Origin of the sequence: Shewanella sp. SM87 (assembly GCF_025653705.1) — a bacterium.
Classification (GTDB): Bacteria; Pseudomonadota; Gammaproteobacteria; order Enterobacterales; family Shewanellaceae; genus Shewanella; species Shewanella oncorhynchi.
The window spans coordinates 1-18,618 of sequence record NZ_JAKKSC010000004.1 but is presented as its reverse complement, the minus strand read 5'-3'; the positions used below and the strand labels follow the sequence as shown (position 1 = coordinate 18,618).

General features: G+C 44.5%; 17 protein-coding genes, 1 pseudogene and 1 CRISPR repeat array. Of the genes and pseudogenes, 13 read left to right on the top strand and 5 right to left on the bottom strand.

The annotated features are described in order from the left end of the window. Positions 1–188: 188 nt before the first annotated feature. The 5 genes from L5M11_RS04215 to L5M11_RS04195 all read left to right on the top strand — a co-directional run bounded on the left by L5M11_RS04215 (position 189) and on the right by L5M11_RS04195 (position 3,414). A complete protein-coding gene (locus tag L5M11_RS04215; RefSeq protein ID WP_263191477.1) occupies positions 189–887 on the top strand; it encodes a hypothetical protein in 699 nt (232 codons plus the stop codon). Between the two features lie 50 nt (positions 888–937). Next, positions 938–1,270: a hypothetical protein gene (locus tag L5M11_RS04210; protein WP_263191476.1), complete on the top strand. Its 333-nt coding sequence runs from the start codon at positions 938–940 to the stop codon at positions 1,268–1,270. A gap of 32 nt (positions 1,271–1,302) precedes the next feature. Then, on the top strand, positions 1,303–2,133 hold the full coding sequence (locus L5M11_RS04205; RefSeq protein WP_263191475.1) for an ankyrin repeat domain-containing protein: 831 nt from the start codon (positions 1,303–1,305) through the stop codon (positions 2,131–2,133). A gap of 156 nt (positions 2,134–2,289) precedes the next feature. Beyond that, a complete protein-coding gene (locus L5M11_RS04200) occupies positions 2,290–2,952 on the top strand; it encodes a hypothetical protein (RefSeq protein ID WP_263191473.1) in 663 nt (220 codons plus the stop codon). Between the two features lie 75 nt (positions 2,953–3,027). Next, a complete protein-coding gene (locus tag L5M11_RS04195; RefSeq protein WP_263191472.1) occupies positions 3,028–3,414 on the top strand; it encodes a hypothetical protein in 387 nt (128 codons plus the stop codon). Positions 3,415–3,508: 94 nt separating this feature from the next. Here L5M11_RS04195 and L5M11_RS04190 read toward each other — a convergent pair whose 3' ends face one another. From L5M11_RS04190 to radC, 5 genes are all read right to left on the bottom strand, one after another. Next, complete coding sequence (locus L5M11_RS04190) at positions 3,509–4,069, bottom strand: tyrosine-type recombinase/integrase (RefSeq protein ID WP_115336121.1); 561 nt, start codon at positions 4,067–4,069, stop codon at positions 3,509–3,511. A 122-nt stretch (positions 4,070–4,191) separates the two neighbouring features. Next, complete coding sequence (locus L5M11_RS04185) at positions 4,192–4,605, bottom strand: DUF2787 domain-containing protein (RefSeq protein ID WP_263191471.1); 414 nt, start codon at positions 4,603–4,605, stop codon at positions 4,192–4,194. A 144-nt stretch (positions 4,606–4,749) separates the two neighbouring features. Continuing rightward, positions 4,750–5,130, bottom strand: a complete 381-nt coding sequence (locus L5M11_RS04180) for a type IV toxin-antitoxin system YeeU family antitoxin (protein WP_263191470.1) — start codon at positions 5,128–5,130, stop codon at positions 4,750–4,752. A 130-nt stretch (positions 5,131–5,260) separates the two neighbouring features. Beyond that, complete coding sequence (locus L5M11_RS04175) at positions 5,261–5,623, bottom strand: hypothetical protein (RefSeq protein ID WP_263191468.1); 363 nt, start codon at positions 5,621–5,623, stop codon at positions 5,261–5,263. A gap of 40 nt (positions 5,624–5,663) precedes the next feature. Next, positions 5,664–6,155 (bottom strand): RadC family protein, encoded by a 492-nt coding sequence (radC, locus tag L5M11_RS04170; protein WP_411569284.1) that lies wholly within the window; start codon positions 6,153–6,155, stop codon positions 5,664–5,666. A gap of 477 nt (positions 6,156–6,632) precedes the next feature. On the opposite strand from radC, the gene L5M11_RS04165 reads away from it, so the two are divergent. The 8 genes and pseudogenes from L5M11_RS04165 to L5M11_RS04130 all read left to right on the top strand — a co-directional run. Beyond that, positions 6,633–6,815: a helix-turn-helix transcriptional regulator gene (locus tag L5M11_RS04165; protein ID WP_208662459.1), complete on the top strand. Its 183-nt coding sequence runs from the start codon at positions 6,633–6,635 to the stop codon at positions 6,813–6,815. Between the two features lie 181 nt (positions 6,816–6,996). Then, on the top strand, positions 6,997–8,046 hold the full coding sequence (cas1f, locus tag L5M11_RS04160; RefSeq protein WP_263191464.1) for a type I-F CRISPR-associated endonuclease Cas1f: 1,050 nt from the start codon (positions 6,997–6,999) through the stop codon (positions 8,044–8,046). Next, on the top strand, positions 8,043–11,417 hold the full coding sequence (gene cas3f / locus L5M11_RS04155) for a type I-F CRISPR-associated helicase Cas3f (RefSeq protein WP_263191462.1): 3,375 nt from the start codon (positions 8,043–8,045) through the stop codon (positions 11,415–11,417). The genes cas1f and cas3f overlap by 4 nt, the downstream gene beginning before the upstream one ends. Before the next feature lie 230 nt (positions 11,418–11,647). After that, positions 11,648–12,910, top strand: a complete 1,263-nt coding sequence (csy1, locus tag L5M11_RS04150; RefSeq protein ID WP_263191461.1) for a type I-F CRISPR-associated protein Csy1 — start codon at positions 11,648–11,650, stop codon at positions 12,908–12,910. Then, complete coding sequence (gene csy2 / locus L5M11_RS04145) at positions 12,907–13,791, top strand: type I-F CRISPR-associated protein Csy2 (protein ID WP_263191459.1); 885 nt, start codon at positions 12,907–12,909, stop codon at positions 13,789–13,791. The genes csy1 and csy2 overlap by 4 nt, the downstream gene beginning before the upstream one ends. 11 nt (positions 13,792–13,802) lie before the next feature. Beyond that, positions 13,803–14,834: a type I-F CRISPR-associated protein Csy3 gene (gene csy3, locus L5M11_RS04140; protein WP_263191457.1), complete on the top strand. Its 1,032-nt coding sequence runs from the start codon at positions 13,803–13,805 to the stop codon at positions 14,832–14,834. A gap of 9 nt (positions 14,835–14,843) precedes the next feature. Beyond that, positions 14,844–15,482, top strand: coding sequence for a type I-F CRISPR-associated endoribonuclease Cas6/Csy4 (gene cas6f, locus L5M11_RS04135; protein ID WP_263191454.1), 639 nt, complete (start codon positions 14,844–14,846; stop codon positions 15,480–15,482). A gap of 156 nt (positions 15,483–15,638) precedes the next feature. Continuing rightward, positions 15,639–18,246: a CRISPR direct-repeat array (repeat unit 28 nt; unit sequence GTTCACTGCCTTACAGGCAGCTTAGAAA). Between the two features lie 221 nt (positions 18,247–18,467). Further along, positions 18,468–18,618, top strand: a pseudogene (locus L5M11_RS04130) (IS982 family transposase); the annotation flags it as partial.

The following is an 18,618-nucleotide window of genomic DNA, read 5'->3' as shown; positions in this document are numbered from 1 at the left end:
TTAGATTGCTGGTCGCAACTTTGTGCCAAGCAGCATCTTCAGTTATGTACTTAGGTGTTAAGTAAATTGGCAAATAGAAACAGTTTCATTTTAGCAGGTACTATTGCGCCAGCAATGGCGGGACAATATTACGCATTAGGCGTGGGTAACTACCACTATTACTTAACCAATTTTGAGAGGAAACGCTAATGCGAAATGCCTATATTGTGTTATTGGTGTTGTTGATAACAAGCCTAGTACAAGGATGTGCCTACTATAGTTACAGTACTCGCACTGCTTACGGTGTGCAAAAAGTGGATATCGAAGAGTATTTAGGGCCGATTGATATAGGATATTATTCTCCCATTTTAAGCCCTGTCATCACTTTTGATAATGGTGTGCAAGTCAAGTTTTATATTTCTGGAGCGTATAATTATCCACCCAAAAAAACTGATTCAGAATATTTTAATAACGCAAGAATTGAGATGTTTATCACTTCATTAAAACAAGGGATACAACTGAATACAAAGCGTATCATTCTAGACCAATATCGTATTGGTAAAAAAACACCCGTTAAGTTTATAGAAAAAAAACGTTATCCAAGTTTGGCGAGAAACCAGCATGGACTATTGGTTTGTACATATCCAGAATCGAGCCAAAAGGCTTTTTATGACTTTTACCCAGAAGAGACAATTAATATTCCTTATAGGGAAACAGATTTAAGTTTGGTTACACGAGCATTAAGCTCTGATCCCAAAGTATTGTGTGGTGACTTGGTCGCGATGGATACTAATTTTGCTGGTGAGCAAGGATATTTTACCATTACACTGCCCTTTATCGAGGCGGGAAATACCAAAGAATACACAGTGCATTTCTATCCAGTAGGGACTCGTTACACCATTAAGTAACTCGCCCCTAATTATCGGTGTTCGGATCAACGTTCCAAAAAGGAATTATTATGAATAGGATCTGGGGATGGGGATTAACTCTAATGTTATTCAGTTGTACGAGTATTGAAAATCGTTATTTCGATTTAAATACCCGTATCGAGTATTCTGAACATTTAAATAGTTTAAAAAATGACTATGGTGAAGGTCGATACTATATGTTTCAAGCTGTTGATTTCACTGAGACAGGCGACCGTCAACCTAGTTTAGCAAGACTAAAAAAACTAATTAGCTTACATGCAAATATCCCTGTTGATTGTAAGAAAAATATGGAAATCATCAATAGCACAAGGAATTTATATGAGGGTGGAGGGGAAAGCATTATCATCAAGTGCAGTGAATGATAGGATAAAATCACAGTTACATGAGCAGGCCTATGTTGAAACGATTTATCAGTTATTTGATGTTTGCATGTTTACTCAGTGCCTGTGCTTCAGAGCCGCATTTTCGGGCTTTGGAAGACGCCGAAAAAGCACATAATAAGAAACAGCGAGAAACTTCTTTAGTGCTAATGGACTTGGATGAAATATTCCCTGATCCTCAAGTTCGCGCTTTAGCGAAGGCGGCAGGAAAAGGCGATGTCAAAAAAATCCGTGAGTTAGTGGCAAATGGGGTCGATGTCAACGCTCAGGGCAGGTCGACAGGCACCCCCCTGTTTTGGGCAATTTATAAGGGTAACCTTGATGGATTTGAAGAATTACTAAAACAAGGTGCCACACCCAATGTCAAACTTGAGGGCTCTAGTACTGTAATGCATTGGGCGACCAGAAATAAAGATAGTCGCTTTTTACAGTTGGCATTAGCCTATGGTGGCGATCCCAATCTTAAAGGGGGAATGTTTGATGCCCCACCTATTGAGGAAACAGTGGAGTTAGGCGGAAAAACGATACCCAGAAATTATTATCTGCTCATTGAAGCGGGCACAGATCTTAATATAAAAATAAACACAGATGCTACCTTGTTAACTGAAGCGGCCGGTAGACGTCGATACGATGTTGTTTTAGATCTATTAAATCGAGGCGCAGAATTTCAAATGGTTAACGGAATAGGACGCGTTGGTCTGTATTATTGGCTAGCCGAGCATGAGCGGGTAATGAATAAAAATGAAGACGCCTATAAACAGAAGAAAAAAGTTGAACAATGGTTACAAGACAGAAATATTGACTTCAGCATAATCACTCCAAGCTCAAAGAGGAATTCTGGCTAATAGTGTCCGAGGATTTTTTGAGTGGCAAAGCCAAGGCGTTAACCGTGTATTTTTATCTACTCAGTAAAGCCCATTAAGTCACTTGGTGTTGATTCGGTTGATGTATTGGCTCAATTAGTTTTGAGCTGATATGGGTAAGAGTAGAAGGAATGAGTGATGAAGTATTTGTTACTGCTTATCGGTCTTTGCTTGTGTGGCTGCACTTCCACCATTTTGGAGGTCGCCAGTGTGCCTTCAATCAAGCAGTGGGATTCTGTTCCAGATACGAGAGAATATAAGCAGAACAAGAGTCTTGATAAGTACATTGAGTTTTCTAGCGTCCATCTCTCATTGTTGTTGACCAATTATGAAACCAAGTACCGCGGTAATGCCATGCTGGGTATAGAGATGAACCGTTGGCGTGATAGTCAGTTTAATAATGATGAAATCATAGTCGCATTGGGGGTAAAACCCTTGAAGTTGGATGTTGAGTTAATAGCAAACAATATCGTACTAATCATGAAAGTTAATGGTGTTGAACAGCATTTCAAACCATATAGGGTGATGAAATTTAAAGACTATGATCCTATCTTTTGTGGTTCTGATTATTCTTTAGGTGCTGGATGGGGTACTCGCAGTATAGACATTGCCGATAAAAATGAGAGTTTACGGCTCGGCAGTGAATTTGTAGATAACTGTTATAACTTGTACTTTAAATTCCCTGAAAAGGTCAAAGATGTGGATTTTGCTCTCGATTTTTCCGACTCCCTGCTACCTCTGGATAATCATAAAATCATCTATTTTCATAAGAAACTGATTAAGTGGATGTCATCTAACTAAAACGGACTAACTTTTTGATTTTACGAAAGACCTAAGTACATCTTGAAGGCTAGTCCCTTATTGAGAGCAGATTTTATGAGAATTTTACATGTGTTACTTAAAACGGTTGCTACTGTGCTTACTAGCTTAAGTTTGGCGGGTTGTCCTACTCAATTTAATGTTGAGGTTTTGAATGAGAGCAGTAATACCATCCACATTCTGTCTGGCTATTCAGATATTGAGTTGTCTCGGATTGAACCAGGTGAAGCAACCCAAGTTGCATATAACCTTGATTGTTTTAGGGTTAGGGCCGGAGAGCAGATTTATGAGTACAAACCTGTGATGCCACCAGCTCAGTATGTTCAAAATGGATTGTTTAGCTCGTCATTTAAAGCTGTTTTCACTAGTGCTCAGGAACTAAAAATTTATGTTGATGGTGAAAAGCAAAATGAATCGCTCTACCTAGTTCAAGGTTATAAGTAATGTAAACACATTAAGCCGTAACTCTTTTGCGTTGCTGTTTAAAAATAAAGTCGTTTTTGACAAAAAATAAGGAGGGTGCTCACCCTCCTTATTGTTAGATTTCCAGCTCGACAAAGTCCTTATCGATATCGTCTTGCTCAATACCGATATACCGAAGGGTAGTTTCTTCGGCGCTGTGCCTGAGCATCTTCATTACTCGGCCAATATCTTTGGTTTGTTGATACAGCAGATAGCCACGGGTTTTGCGCATCGAGTGGGTGCCTAAGGCTATTTTGAGTTCTTCTCCAATCATCGCTAGGGCGCGGCAAATATAGCGCCGTGACAAAGGCGCAGGTTTGATGTGCTTCGCCCGTTGATTACGGTAGGACTGGAACAGGTAGATATGGTTAGGATGTTCGCGCGCAATACGCTGAATCCGTTCCAGCGTCTTTTGGTTGAGTTTGATATTGGCAATTTTGCCGGTTTTAGATTCCTTAATGATAAGTCTATCGCCGTGGATATCACTGAACTTAATCGAGAGTAAGTCAGAGATCCGCAGGGCGAGATTAAGGCCGATATTCCACACATCGGCCAGTTGCTGGCTAAACTGTCTTTCCAGTAAGTAGCTGATAAGCTTAACCGTATCTTGGTCTTTAACTGCGTGAACCTCAGGCATGGTCATGTTCCTCTTTTTTGCTATAGTGTGTTTTTGGGCACTTGCATTGCGCAGAGCCTTATTGGGCAAGGGGTTGAGTGTTCCCGTTTTAGGATTCTGGGAACTTGATTTGGCTAAGAGCGTTAATCCAAACTGACCTTCACCTTGTAAACCCCCATATCGAAATAAGTGGCAAAGTTTTGGGAAAATAAATCGATTAATGCTCTGCATTCCCGCTCCCCAATCCAGCCACTAAATAGGCTATAGACCTGCTTGCTGTTAAAGCAGATATCGATGTCTTTAATGAGCTCAGGGAAGGGATGACCGCGAAAAGCAAAGTCGGTGACGTACACTAAGCGCCAATGTTCTTGCTGTTTCTCAAGCCGCACTTCGACGGGATGAAAGCCGCCCGCTTCGGCGCTGTAGTCTGGATCTCGAAAATTAAGGGTGATGGCGTTGGCGTCTTTTGGATCGACGTTAGCCAGTTCCTTTTCAATCACTTGGTAAAAACGATCTGGCATCGCTGGCTGTTGGTTACGCTTGATGGTTAATGTCATGGGATATTCCTTCTTTGATTTACGCGCACACGCAAGAGCCTAGGAGCTACAACTCCTGGGCTCTTGCTGTGTTTGCTGGTGGGGTAAAGATTGAGTGAAACGAGTCTGATGGAGCGTGATCAGGTATCAGGATGCGCTTTGGTGTTACAAGGTTATCGAAGGGGCGAGTGTTAATGCGGGTAGTGGTTTGTCTGCGGATTGATAGACAGCAATATACAAATAACCATGGCTGCCTAAGGTATCGGCCTCACAGGTAAAGTCATCGTACTCAATGGTGACGCTGTGCTGCTCTCTGGCATCTATCTCACCGGTGACGATGAGACGCTCAAGTTGTTTAACCAATTTCGGGAAAGCGTGATTGAAGCGTTCGCGTACTTCAGGTGGAAACTCACCGACAAAGTTAGCTCGGTCATTGAGATAATCCAAATGCAGACCACGTAAAATCAGCCTCGCACCAAAGCGAGGAGACACCTTACGAGGTAGACCCCAGGCGTGCTCAATATCGAAAAGTTTAAGAGTTGTCATATTGACCTCAATGGTTGAAAAGAACTTTAGGGAGTGGGTTGCTTGTTAGCTGGCGAGCTAAAGCAGTGGTAAATACAAGTGGTTAATGGAGTGGATGACGTTTAGGTAACGGTTTGTAAAATTAGGTATATTAGGTATGCACGCTCCAATTGGGCTGTTCATTGCTGCCATGGTTAAAGTACACGCCGTTGATCACCCGTTGCCATTCACCCATAGGCACACCATAAGTGTCACAGGGGCAAACATAGCGGCAAAAGCTAATCTCCTTGGGCAAGTGCTCAACCACATCGCGGTGAAAAACAAATAATACGGTTTTATGTAGCTCGCGGTGTGGTGCAACGACTGGCTTTCCAATCACTTGGCCCATGGCATTAAGTGGCCGGACAAACATCGGCAAAATCAGCTCAACAGCTAAGCGGTTACGCAGTTCGGGAAAGGCGGCGCAGGCCTCAGCAACACAGGCCTGTGAAAAGCTATCGGTAAATTCAATCATGATGGACTCCTTGATTTGGCGTGGCAGGTTTTAACGCTGGCTAGAGTAAGCCGCGCTCAGCAAAGGACACTGGCGTGCGGCCAACCACAATATGGTCAAGCACGCGCACATCGATAAGTGCTAATGCATCGGTTAACCGTTTGGTGATGTGCTTATCTGCAGATGAAGGTTCAGACTCACCGGAGGGATGGTTATGGGCAAAAATCACCGTCGCCGCATTGACGGCAAATACCGCTTTAACCACTTCCCTTGGATAAACACTGGCAGCATCTAAAGTGCCAAAGAACAGCTCTTTAAATTCGAGTAATTGATGCTGATTATTGAGCAGCATCACCGCAAACACCTCCCGCTCATATCCTCCCAGTTTGTAAGTTAAAAAATCCTTAGTGGCTTGAGGGTTGGTGTAGGCGTCCTTCTTTACATAGCGTTCGGCAATGATATTGGCGGCAGAGGCTAGGATGACGTCATCCGATGGTGGCCATAGCGTCACAGGTCGAATAGTTGTACTGGTGTGCATAGGTTTTGTTGACATATCAGGCTCCTTGAAAGCGTTAATGGGCTTATGCACTGGAGTGATATATAGCTAAAAAAAGTTTGAAACAGACATAAAAGCCAAGGTGCTTGTGGGCACCTTGGCTTTGTGAGGACATGAATAAACTAGGCTACATACCTTTGTTTTTCGCCCAGTCGTAACCAGCAATCACGCCGAGAATAAATAACTCAGCCACGGGCCTATTGATGAGCAGGCTAAACATAGTGCTTCTCCTTTAAGCTGCGGTAAATTCCAACGCCAAGCATAAAGCCCGCGATAAATGCGATAGGCATAAAGCCTCCTTATTCTAAATAGATAGATTTGCCACTGGTTGCAGTCGCTTCTGGTGGGATGTGACAGTAATGGATTACTGCATCTCAGTGATATAGATGTGAAAAAGGTTGGAGGCCGCCAAATTTCACAGTTAAAGATAACCGCCACTCCTCATGGTTTGAACTAAACCAGAGGATTAAAAAAATGAGATTAATCAGACTAAAAGAAGTTATCGACTGTACCGGCCTTGCCCGTTCAACCATCTACAAATATATCGCAGAAGGAGCCTTTCCCAAACCAGTATCATTAGGCGATAGGGCCGTTGCATGGGTTGAAAGTGAAGTTCAGGAGTGGATTTTAGAAAGGATAGAAGCAAGAGATTGTTAACTTAAAGAGTTTGAATGCACTACTTAATAAGTTAAGTCTTAAATGGAATTAGCGATTATGAATATCCGTTTAGAGATGATTTAGTTGCTAAATATGACTTAGGTGTCACAACAACGTTATGGTGAGTAAGCGTTTATGAATGTAGTATGTATTTGAAACGGAGAGCACACTAAGGTTTTTTATGGATGATTTTTCACCTTCTGATTTAAAAACAATTCTGCACTCAAAGCGCGCCAATATGTATTACTTGGAATATTGCCGTGTGATGCAAAAAGATGGCCGTGTGCTCTATTTGACCGAAGCCGATAAAGAAAACCTCTACTTCAATATTCCGATTGCCAACACCACAGTGCTGATGCTCGGCAACGGTACCTCAATTACTCAAGCCGCGATGCGTATGCTCTCACAGGCTGGCGTATTGGTGGGGTTTTGTGGTGGAGGTGGCACGCCACTGCACATGGCTTGCGAGGTGGAGTGGTTCACGCCACAGAGCGAATATCGCCCGACAGAATACTTACATGGCTGGCTTTCATTCTGGTTTGATGATGAAAAACGCTTAACTGCCGCGAAGCAATTTCAAAACGCGCGGATTGATTATTTGCAGCGTGTTTGGCGATCAGACCGAGAACTAACCCTTGAGAAATTTAATCTGCAAGATGAAGTGATAAAACAATCCCTTGAAACCTTTCACCAGCGTACCGAATCTGCCAGCAAACCTGCCGAACTGCTGCTTACGGAAGCGCAGCTCACCAAAGCGCTATACAAGTATGCCGCCAATAACACAGGCAAAGACGGTTTTACTCGCCAGCACCAACCAGACAAAAAATGCACTGACAAAGCCAATGATTTTTTGAATCATGGCAACTACTTAGCCTATGGCCTCGCAGCAAGCTGCTTGTGGGTGCTTGGCATTCCCCATGGTTTTGCTGTTATGCATGGCAAAACCCGAAGGGGAGCTTTAGTGTTCGATGTGGCGGATTTAATTAAAGATGCCATCGTGCTGCCGTGGGCGTTTGTTTGCGCTAAAGAAAACGCCACCGAACAAGAGTTTCGCCAACAAATACTGCAAGCTTTTATCGAGCATAAAGCACTCGATTTTATGTTCGATACGGTGAAAAGTATTGCTCTGCAAGGCCAGACAGAGTCCGAGAACGAACCTGAGAACAAGCCAGAAAAGCACCTTGAGAGCAAGCCAAAGATCGAGCAAGAGAGTGAGGTGAACCCACGATGATGGTTACCTTTGTTAGCCAATGCGAGAAAAACGCCCTCCAGAAAACCCGTCGTGTACTGGATGCCTTCGCCAACCGCATTGGTGATAACACCTGGCAAACCCTCATCACTGAAGAAGGGTTACTCACGGTGAAAAAAATGCTTCGCCAAACCGCCACCCGCAGTACCGCCGTCAGTTGCCACTGGATCCGTTCCCGTTCGCGTAGTCAGTTTTTATGGGTGGTGGGTAATAAAAAGAAGTTTAATGCACAGGGCATTGTGCCTGTTAATAGTACAGAAAAAGATTTACTCAACAGCGAATATGAAAACGATTGGAAATATTTACCACTGATTAAGGTGATCACTGGCATGGCCGCTTTGCTGCACGATTGGGGTAAAGCATCTTTACTTTTCCAGGAAAAGTTAAATCCAGAAATTAAAATCAAGCATAAAGGTGACCCGCTACGCCATGAGTGGGTATCTTGTTTGCTCTTCCACCAATGGATTTCTTGTCAAGATCACGAACGTCTTGATGAGGTTTGGCTAAATTCACTGATTGATAAAGGCATAGATGAAACTTGCTTTAACGCCCATGCATTACCAAGAGAAAAGGCGCTTGCCGAATTACCGACAGCCGCAGCTTTGATCGCTTGGTTGATCGTTTCTCATCACCGGTTGCCTTTACCCAAAGAGAAAGACTTGTGTGATAAACAACGAGAAGTTGATAACTCGTCGTTGGCGGATTTATTAGCCAGAATTACCCCAGCATGGGGCTATGAAAACCGCTTTGATGAGTACAACGCGCTGCTGCTGAAATGTTTTGAGTTTCCGTTAGGGCTGCTCTCTAATTCCTCGATTTGGCTTGCTGAGCTAAAACGCCGCGCGAAAGACTTATTACATCACCTACCTTTACTCGAACAGGCAATGAATGATGGTAGTTGGCGGGGGATTCTACACCATGCTCGATTGTGCCTGATGCTAGGTGATCACTATTATTCTTCACAACCCAATGATCATCAATGGCAAACGTCGATAGAGCTGTACGCTAATACCGATCCAACCACCAAAGAGCGTAAACAAAAGCTGGATGAGCACTTAGTGAATGTCGCTAAAGTCGCGGTGAACACAGTGAAGTTACTGCCGTTTTTTGAAACTGAGCCGCTCAAAGCCACCGAGCTCAGCGAGCTGGCACCTAAGGCTAACACGCCTAAGGCATTCCGTTGGCAAGACAAAGCGGTACGCAAAATCAACGAGTGGCGTGAACACACGGAAGATAAAAGCCAAGGCTATTTTGTGGTGAACATGGCCAGTACCGGTTGTGGCAAAACCATCGCCAACGCCAAAATTATGCAGGCGTTATCTGAAGAGGGTGAAAGTCTGCGTTTTATTCTGGCACTTGGCTTGCGCACACTCACTTTGCAAACCGGTGACGAATACAAAGAACGTCTCAAACTGCAAGAGAGCGACTTGGCAGTACTTATAGGCTCTAAAGCCATTTCTGAGTTACATCAATCGGGTAAGGCGGTTGAAAAAGACGACATTGAACCCGAACAAGCTGACGCTGGTTCTGAGTCTTTGGAGAGTCTTCAAGATGAAAACGATGTTCTCGATTGGCAAGGTGTGCTACCTGAAGAGGAGCTCACGACCGTTTTAACCAAAGAAAAAGACCGAAAACTTCTGTATGCCCCTGTACTGGTGTGCACCATCGACCACATCATGGCCGCAACGGAAACCAAACGTGGTGGCCGCTATATTCTGCCTTGTTTGCGTTTAATGTCGTCCGACCTAGTCATTGATGAGATCGATGATTTCACCGGCGATGATCTAATTGCGATTGGCCGATTAGTGCATTTGGCTGGCATGCTCGGGCGTAAAGTGATGATTTCCTCGGCCACCATACCGCCGGATTTAGCACTTGGTTTATACAGTGCCTATCGTCAAGGGTGGGCAGTCTTTGCCGCCAGCCGTGATCGAGTCAGCAGTATTAATTGTGTTTATGTCGATGAATTTAGTGCCGACGTTCAGATGGTGGGCTGCGATGATCCTGATTTAGCTGCCTATGAGACGTTCCAACAACGCTTTGTGTCTAAACGTGTGGATAAGCTAAAACAGCAAGTCGCGAAGAGAAAGGCCGATATCATTCAATGTATTAAACAAAATGATCAGCCGCTAGATAAACAGTATTTCGACATAGTCAAACAAGCTATTTTGGCTAAACACCAGCACCACAACACGTTAGAACCAGAAAGCCAAACACGGGTGTCGTTTGGCGTGGTTCGTGTTGCCAATATTCAACCTTGCGTCGAATTAACCCAATATCTACTCAGTTGTGATTGGCCAGCCGATACCGAAGTGCGCTGCATGGCTTATCATAGTCAGCAAGTGATGTTGCTGCGTCATGCGCAAGAAAAGCATTTGGATGAGGTGCTCAAACGCAAAGAGAAAGTGGGGGAACTGCCGAGTGCTTTTGCTCATCCCGTGATCCGCGAACACCTAGCGGCTTGCCAAGCAAAAAATCTGATTTTTATTCTGGTTGCAACCCCGGTTGAAGAAGTGGGGCGTGACCATGACTTTGACTGGGCAGTGATTGAGCCCTCATCTTTTCGTTCGATTATTCAAATGGCAGGCCGTGTACGCAGGCATCGTGATGGAGAAATTCTGGAACCGAACATTGGGCTGTTGCAATACAACATCAAGGGCTTTAGAGGGAAAGATGAACGGGCCTTTAATCACCCAGGTTACGAAACAGACAGCGCCACTCAGCTCGTCACTCATGATTTATGTGAGTTGGTGGATGAACAATCTCTGTTGCAATCGGTCAACGCGATTGTCCGTATTCAAAAGCGAGCAGTGCTAGAACCGCGCAACAATTTGGCGGATTTAGAGCACTTTGCAACCGCAAAAACCCTTGGTACCGATCAAATTGGCAAACCACAGCAAGCCAATACCAGTCGTCAGGATCGATATAGCCGTAATCGTCGCAATAGCTCGCCACAGTCAATATGGAATGAACATCTGCACGGTCATATTCACGGCTACTGGTGGCTTACCGCACTGCCGCAATACTTCAAACGCTTTCGTAAAAGTGAACCCACAGTACAAATCTACTTAGTTAAAAAAGCGCGCAGCATTGAGTTTTGTTTGCGTGAAGAACAGGGCGGCTTACATCCTATTGAACGCACTTTGAATATTGAACATCTGCCGCTTGCACCAACGCAGCAAAAGGTGCTCTGGCTACAGCGTGATTACAGTGAGTTAGTCAGTTTATATAGCCCAAGCCCTGAGCTGGAGTTTGCCACGTCAGTGCGCTATGGCGAAATCAGTTTTATCTACCGTGAAGGTAATCAGCAATACAGCTACAACGACCAGCTAGGGTTAGTCAGAACTTCCTAAAAATAAAGGCTGGAAAAATCCAGCCTTTAGCTACCTGCATGGTAGTGAACAACTTAAACAATTAGATAATTTTCTAAGCTGCATTTTTGCAGTCGAGGGAGAGGCTACAGCATGAGTAGAACTCTTTCAAAGGATTTTCAAAATTTATATTTAAATAATTAAATAATGGTTGATCTTGTTTTGTGGTGGTTATAAGCTGAACAAAAATTAATCAAAAAGGGAGATGTCAAGTGATAGATCCAGCAATAGCCGCCTTTTTTGCGGAGCGTAAAGAAGCATGGCTAAAGAAAAACATCAGTGCAGCAATGTCTGATACAGAAGTATTGGAAAAACAACAGGAGTGTGAGCAAAACTTTCTATTAGACAATTGGTTGCCTGATGCGGCCAAAAGGGCGGGGCAAATTTCAGTGGCTTCGCATCCTTGTACCTTTAGTCATCCGAGTGCGCGGAAAAATAAAAATGGTTATGTCTCGTCCATTATTGCTAAGAACAAACCTAGGACAGATGGTTTTCTTCGCTCCGGTAATGTGAGTGTTGAGCCAGATGCACTAGGTAACGCGGCGGCATTAGATGTATACAAGTTTCTCAGCTTAGAGATGAGCGACCAAGGTTCTTTACTGTTGCATATTGAGCAAGAGAGCGAGTTAGCTCGGCAATTGCTTGATATACCAAGCTGTGAATATCAGGCGCTACGCGATGGCTTTTTAAAAATGGTCGATAGCGATCAGGCGTCTGTTTCCAGCTCGAAGATTAAGCAAGTCTATTTCCCGATAGCCGATGGAGAATATCATTTATTGTCGTTATTAACTCATTCCGGCCATCTTTTTGAATTACGTAAACGTCTTGATGCCCTTCGATTTGGTGATACGGTAAAAGAGGCAAGAGAGTGCAAAAAAACGAGTCAATTTCACCCTGCGGGTTACCAAGAGATCTTTGGCCTAACCACGATTGGGTTTGGCGGCACAAAACCGCAAAATATCAGCGTGCTCAATAACCAAAACGCAGGTAAAGCGCATTTGCTGGCCTCGATACCGCCGGAGTTAACACCTCGCGATATCCGCCTACCGAAAACGGACTTTTTCAAAGAGAGTTTTACCGCTTGGCAAGCCAAAGAGGTGCTTGAAGCGCTACATCGACTTTTTATCACCGACCACAACAACATTAATCTCCGTGATGGACGCGACTACCGCATTCAGCAATACGTTGATTTGGTGATTGAAAAAATGTGGCAAGTACGCCTGTTTCTTGAAGAATATTCCGGTGAATTATCGAGTGCGTTGCCTTTGGAGCAAAAAATCTGGCTCTATCCAGAGTTTGCTGAGCAGCGTCATCAGGGAGATGAGTGGCTCGATAAAATCACTCGCCACATTACCCGTGGCTTAATCAATCACTACACCCGCAGCAAAGTTATTGCCAATCCCGTCACATTGGCTGACCAAGAGCTGCTGGCGATTGAGAATGTGGTTGCCAGCAATAAGGAGAACTTGCGATGAATATATTGATTCTTCCGCATCTAAAAATTCATAACGCCAATGCACTTTCAAGTCCATTGACCATTGGCTTTCCGGCGATGACGGCATGGTTAGGATTCGTGCATGCCTTAGAACGCAAGCTGAACCAAGCAGGTTTATCTGAGCTCATGCTGCACAGTGTCGCTGTGGTTAGCCATCTCTGTAAAGTGCAAACCCATAAAGGTGAGGGTGACTTTGTTCATTCAATAATCGGTACAGCTAATCCACTCGATAAGGATGGTTCACGCTCGGCATTTATCGAGGAAGCACGCTGTCATTTAGATGTGTCCCTTGTCATTGAGTGGAGTGGCAATGAGGATCAAGTTCAGCAGCCAGAGTTTACCCAGCAGTTACAAGCAGTGATCGCGACGATGAAAGTGGCAGGAGGCGACGTTCTTTCCGTTGGGAAGCACTCAGTTAAATCTGTGATTACGGAAGAGGATACTGCCCAAGCCCTACGCCAATTAATGCCAGGTTATGTGCTGATTGAACGCCGCGACTTAATGATTGACACCATGCAGCAAGGCGCTGACGCGATAGATGCGCTGCTTGGTTATCTCACCGTACACCACAGATGTGAGCTTGAAGACCAAAGCGTTGTTTGGCATAGCCAGCGCAAGACGAGTGGCTGGATTGTGCCCATTGCCACCGGATTTCAGGGCATTTCACCATTAGGTGAGGTAAAAAATCAGCGCGATCCATCAGTGCCGCATCGCTTTGCCGAAAGTGTGGTCACGCTGGGCGAATTTGTCATGGCGTACAAAATCAAACATCTTGATGACATCCTTTGGCAATACCACCCCGATTTACCAAACGATCTTTACCTTTGTCAGCAAGTTAACGCTATCAACGAATATCAATAAGGAACAACCTCATGGCTAAAAATAACGACATCGCTTCAGTATTGGCATTTGAAAAGAAACTAGTCCCATCCGATGGCTACCTCTTTGGATGCCAGTGGGAAACAAAAGAGCAAGCAACCCCATTAGCCCTACAAGAAAAATCGGTACGTGGCACCATTTCCAACCGTTTAAAAGCCGCAGTGCAAAACGATCCTGCTAAGCTGAATGCGGAAGTTGAAAAAGCAAACTTACAACGAGTGGATGCCTGTGCTTTGGGGCAGGATCAAGATACTTTGAAGCTACATTTCACACTCAAAGTATTAGGGGGGCTTGTCCAACCTTCGGCGTGTAACAATGCGCTGTTCAAACAGAGTTACAGTGCTGCGGTTTCGCAGTACATTACCAAATATGGCTGTTTCGAATTGGCGAAACGCTATGCCACCAACCTTGCCAATGCCCGTTTTCTATGGCGCAACCGCGTTGGCGCAGAAGAAATTGAAGTGCAAATCAAGGCATTGAACAAAGGGGCAGAGCAGGCGTGGACTTTTAATGCTAAACAATTCAGTACTCGACACTTTGATCATAATGATTCACACATCAATAGTTTGGCTGACAGAATTGCTCAGGCACTGGCCAGCGAAACGGATCATTTGATGCTGCAAATTGACTGCTACGCTAAGGTGGGTAAAGCCCAAGAAGTTTACCCTAGTGAAGAGTTAGTGCTCGATAAAGGCAACAGCAAAACCAAGAAAAGTAAAATCCTGTATGCAGTTAATGAGCATGCTGCGATGCACTCACAAAAAATTGGTAACGCACTGCGATCAATTGATACTTGGTACCCAGATTACGCATCAGAGGAGCAAAGTGCTGGAGCCATTGCGATTGAACCCTATGGCGCTGTCACCAATTTAGGAAAGGCATTTCGTACCCCGAAAGATAAGCAAGATTTTTACACTTTCTTTGATAAATGGGCGCGTGGTGAAAGCTTGCCCCGTGAAGAAGATGAGCATTACGTCATGGCGGTATTAGTGCGTGGCGGTGTATTTGGCGAAAGTGACAAATAGGTGGCAGTGATGAACTACTACCAAGAGATCACTTTACTGCCAGATGCTGACATTGCCTTGGGCTTTCTTTGGCAAAACGTCTTTCAACAAGTCCACATTGCCTTGGTGGAGCACAAAGTGAGTAGCAATCAATCGCTCGTTGCAGTTGCTTTTCCTGATTATCGTCAAGCGAAGTTTCCGCTGGGCAGTAAGTTGCGCCTGTTTGCAAAAGAGCAAGCGACACTGGAAAAGCTGGCAATTCATCAGTGGTTAACTCGATATGAAGACTATGTGCACATCAAAGGGATCAAACCCGTACCAAGCGATGTAACTTACGTAAGCTTTGTACGCAAGCAGGTTAAATCGCCTGAACGTATTGAGCGGGATATGCAGCAAAAAGCCGCACTATGGGCAGAAAAATCCGGTAAACCGCTGGTGGAATGCTTAGCGGATTTACAACAAAGCAAGCCGACAGCATTGTGCTCTTTGCCCTTTATTTACTTGCATAGCCAGCAAACAAAGCAACGATCCCCAGATAAAAGCAGCAAGTTCCCGCTGTTTATTCAGATGCAGCAACAAAGCATATCACAAAATGGGGGCTTCGATTGTTATGGTTTGAGTGCCAAAGTGAATGGACAGTCAGTATTGGGTACCGTACCGCACTTTTAAATTGAACGAAAAAGTTAAGTTTTAACCCTTTATTTTTTGCTCTTTAAAAATATAATTTAAATACAATAAGTTACAATGGGTGGTTTTTAATAAGGTAAAAAAGTAATTTTTATCCTAACTGCCTGTTGTAACTTATTTTTATTGATTTAGTCTATTGTTCACTGCCTTACAGGCAGCTTAGAAATCACTCGTTGGTTTCTAGTTCGGCAAATGCAGGTTCACTGCCTTACAGGCAGCTTAGAAATTAGCTCGTTCCACAGCATTCCCTTTGTCAGCGTTCACTGCCTTACAGGCAGCTTAGAAAGTGACATAAGATACTCTTCGTATGGAAAAAATGTTCACTGCCTTACAGGCAGCTTAGAAATCGCTGTAAACCAAGGTATACATTTCCTGTTAGTTCACTGCCTTACAGGCAGCTTAGAAAAATAGAACCGCTTGTTCCTATTAATCCTTTAGGTTCACTGCCTTACAGGCAGCTTAGAAAACCCTGGCAGCTTTCTAGAGTTGGATTTTTTTGTTCACTGCCTTACAGGCAGCTTAGAAAGCTCACATCAAGGGGATAAATCCCCTTAATAAGTTCACTGCCTTACAGGCAGCTTAGAAAAGAATATCCAAGGCACCAGATTAGCGGGGCATGTTCACTGCCTTACAGGCAGCTTAGAAATACAGGAGTCATTTGTGCATTTAATACTGAGTGTTCACTGCCTTACAGGCAGCTTAGAAAATTTACTCATAACACACCGCCATTTGCGAATTGTTCACTGCCTTACAGGCAGCTTAGAAACGCCTATATCGCGATGAACCGCGCTTAGAAATGTTCACTGCCTTACAGGCAGCTTAGAAATACTAAAGCCGATCTCGAAAAACTGAAACGTCGTTCACTGCCTTACAGGCAGCTTAGAAAGTGGCGAACAGCGCCCCTATGTAGTCGAACCCGTTCACTGCCTTACAGGCAGCTTAGAAAAAATACAGGCGCGACGTCCTGCACAACTTGATGTTCACTGCCTTACAGGCAGCTTAGAAAGACAGCCCAATGCGCGTCGCCACGGGCTCAGTGTTCACTGCCTTACAGGCAGCTTAGAAACGTCGTTCAAAGGCTTTGAGCCGCTTTAGGTCGTTCACTGCCTTACAGGCAGCTTAGAAATTTGGCCTCGAACAGCTTCAACGAGCACTTTTGTTCACTGCCTTACAGGCAGCTTAGAAATATCACGGAAAACCCCACGCTTTTTGAGCGCTGTTCACTGCCTTACAGGCAGCTTAGAAATATCACGGAAAACCCCACGCTTTTTGAGCGCTGTTCACTGCCTTACAGGCAGCTTAGAAAGACCCGCAGCGTTTAGTGTTAGCGATCGAAGAGTTCACTGCCTTACAGGCAGCTTAGAAAACTCAGTGTAAATCTAAGCTTGTTGTAGTCGAGTTCACTGCCTTACAGGCAGCTTAGAAATAAATTGTACACACCAGTCGTAGTTGCCTTCAGTTCACTGCCTTACAGGCAGCTTAGAAAGAATCCGCTCGGTAAGAGCGCGTCGGCACAGGGTTCACTGCCTTACAGGCAGCTTAGAAAGTAACCACCCGCTGTCGCGGTTTGACACAAAAGTTCACTGCCTTACAGGCAGCTTAGAAAACTACTTCAGCGACTAGCACATAACACATATCGTTCACTGCCTTACAGGCAGCTTAGAAAAGCGCAATGCTCACAGACATACCTCACCGATCGTTCACTGCCTTACAGGCAGCTTAGAAAAACACCGAACGATAAGGCCGCAATGGTAATAAGTTCACTGCCTTACAGGCAGCTTAGAAATTCTTACGTCACACCAAGCCATTTACGATAAAGTTCACTGCCTTACAGGCAGCTTAGAAATCTGCGGCCTTAGCCGCGTTGTTGTGGTTGATGTTCACTGCCTTACAGGCAGCTTAGAAATAAATAAATCTCAACATCAGTCGCCATACCCAGTTCACTGCCTTACAGGCAGCTTAGAAAAAGTAAAGGGATTGAGGAGTGGTTCGCCGCAAGTTCACTGCCTTACAGGCAGCTTAGAAAGCAACTTAGCCAGGTATTAACCTTCACACTCTGTTCACTGCCTTACAGGCAGCTTAGAAAATGATCCGCGCCTGCAGTGAGATAGTGATGTTGTTCACTGCCTTACAGGCAGCTTAGAAAGATCACATCAATGGGCGATTGATACCCATACCGTTCACTGCCTTACAGGCAGCTTAGAAATGTGGCTCAAGTGTTGCGCGAACGCCAGTTTTGTTCACTGCCTTACAGGCAGCTTAGAAATAGTGCGAGATCATCCAAATATTGCATGATGTGTTCACTGCCTTACAGGCAGCTTAGAAAACTCTATCTCCGGGTGCTAAAGCTTGTATTTCGTTCACTGCCTTACAGGCAGCTTAGAAAGTGCCAACAGAGTTTGTAAACCGTGTTGCTGAGTTCACTGCCTTACAGGCAGCTTAGAAAAAAGGAATGCAAGGCCACATGGCGACCTACAAGTTCACTGCCTTACAGGCAGCTTAGAAAAAAGAAATGCAAGGCCACATGGCGACCTACAAGTTCACTGCCTTACAGGCAGCTTAGAAATCATGGCCGACTTTACCGAGTCACCAGAAAGGGTTCACTGCCTTACAGGCAGCTTAGAAAATTGAATCAAGTTCAACTTCTTCGCACAACTGGTTCACTGCCTTACAGGCAGCTTAGAAAATTGAATCAAGTTCAACTTCTTCGCACAACTGGTTCACTGCCTTACAGGCAGCTTAGAAAATAAATTAACGCTGAAAATCCGCTAAGGTCGAGTTCACTGTCATACTGGCGATTTGTTAAGCTAATAACTAGAGTTCGTTGTAGTTAAAAGCACAAATTTGATTTGTTGTTCGTTGATGTTGCTTAATTAACCTGAACTCGGGATAAGAAATGTTGAACTAATAGCCCTCCAAGTGATCGGATCTTTCGACCAAGAGAAACCCCATCACACCGGAGGGCCTATGCATAAATTAGTGGAAGTGTTTTGCGATGTCGATGATTTTTGCGCTGTTTTCATTCCAGAATGGGAAAAAACGCTGTTAACCGATGGTACACGCAAGCGTCAACGCCCTGGCCGTATGACGATGAGCGAAGTGATGACCATCATCATAC

What these genes read in the sequence shown, in the direction of transcription:
- L5M11_RS04200 (WP_263191473.1), top strand. Translation starts at nt 2,290, where the DNA reads ATGAAGTATTTGTTACTGCTTATCGGTCTTTGCTTGTGTGGCTGCACT.
- L5M11_RS04210 (WP_263191476.1), top strand. Translation starts at nt 938, where the DNA reads ATGAATAGGATCTGGGGATGGGGATTAACTCTAATGTTATTCAGTTGT.
- L5M11_RS04180 (WP_263191470.1), bottom strand. Translation starts at nt 5,130, where the DNA reads ATGACAACTCTTAAACTTTTCGATATTGAGCACGCCTGGGGTCTACCT.
- csy2 (WP_263191459.1), top strand. Translation starts at nt 12,907, where the DNA reads ATGAATATATTGATTCTTCCGCATCTAAAAATTCATAACGCCAATGCA.
- L5M11_RS04175 (WP_263191468.1), bottom strand. Translation starts at nt 5,623, where the DNA reads ATGATTGAATTTACCGATAGCTTTTCACAGGCCTGTGTTGCTGAGGCC.
- csy3 (WP_263191457.1), top strand. Translation starts at nt 13,803, where the DNA reads ATGGCTAAAAATAACGACATCGCTTCAGTATTGGCATTTGAAAAGAAA.
- cas6f (WP_263191454.1), top strand. Translation starts at nt 14,844, where the DNA reads ATGAACTACTACCAAGAGATCACTTTACTGCCAGATGCTGACATTGCC.
- L5M11_RS04205 (WP_263191475.1), top strand. Translation starts at nt 1,303, where the DNA reads ATGTTGAAACGATTTATCAGTTATTTGATGTTTGCATGTTTACTCAGT.
- radC (WP_411569284.1), bottom strand. Translation starts at nt 6,155, where the DNA reads ATGTCAACAAAACCTATGCACACCAGTACAACTATTCGACCTGTGACG.
- cas3f (WP_263191462.1), top strand. Translation starts at nt 8,043, where the DNA reads ATGATGGTTACCTTTGTTAGCCAATGCGAGAAAAACGCCCTCCAGAAA.
- L5M11_RS04195 (WP_263191472.1), top strand. Translation starts at nt 3,028, where the DNA reads ATGAGAATTTTACATGTGTTACTTAAAACGGTTGCTACTGTGCTTACT.
- L5M11_RS04215 (WP_263191477.1), top strand. Translation starts at nt 189, where the DNA reads ATGCGAAATGCCTATATTGTGTTATTGGTGTTGTTGATAACAAGCCTA.
- cas1f (WP_263191464.1), top strand. Translation starts at nt 6,997, where the DNA reads ATGGATGATTTTTCACCTTCTGATTTAAAAACAATTCTGCACTCAAAG.
- L5M11_RS04185 (WP_263191471.1), bottom strand. Translation starts at nt 4,605, where the DNA reads ATGACATTAACCATCAAGCGTAACCAACAGCCAGCGATGCCAGATCGT.
- L5M11_RS04165 (WP_208662459.1), top strand. Translation starts at nt 6,633, where the DNA reads ATGAGATTAATCAGACTAAAAGAAGTTATCGACTGTACCGGCCTTGCC.
- L5M11_RS04190 (WP_115336121.1), bottom strand. Translation starts at nt 4,069, where the DNA reads ATGCCTGAGGTTCACGCAGTTAAAGACCAAGATACGGTTAAGCTTATC.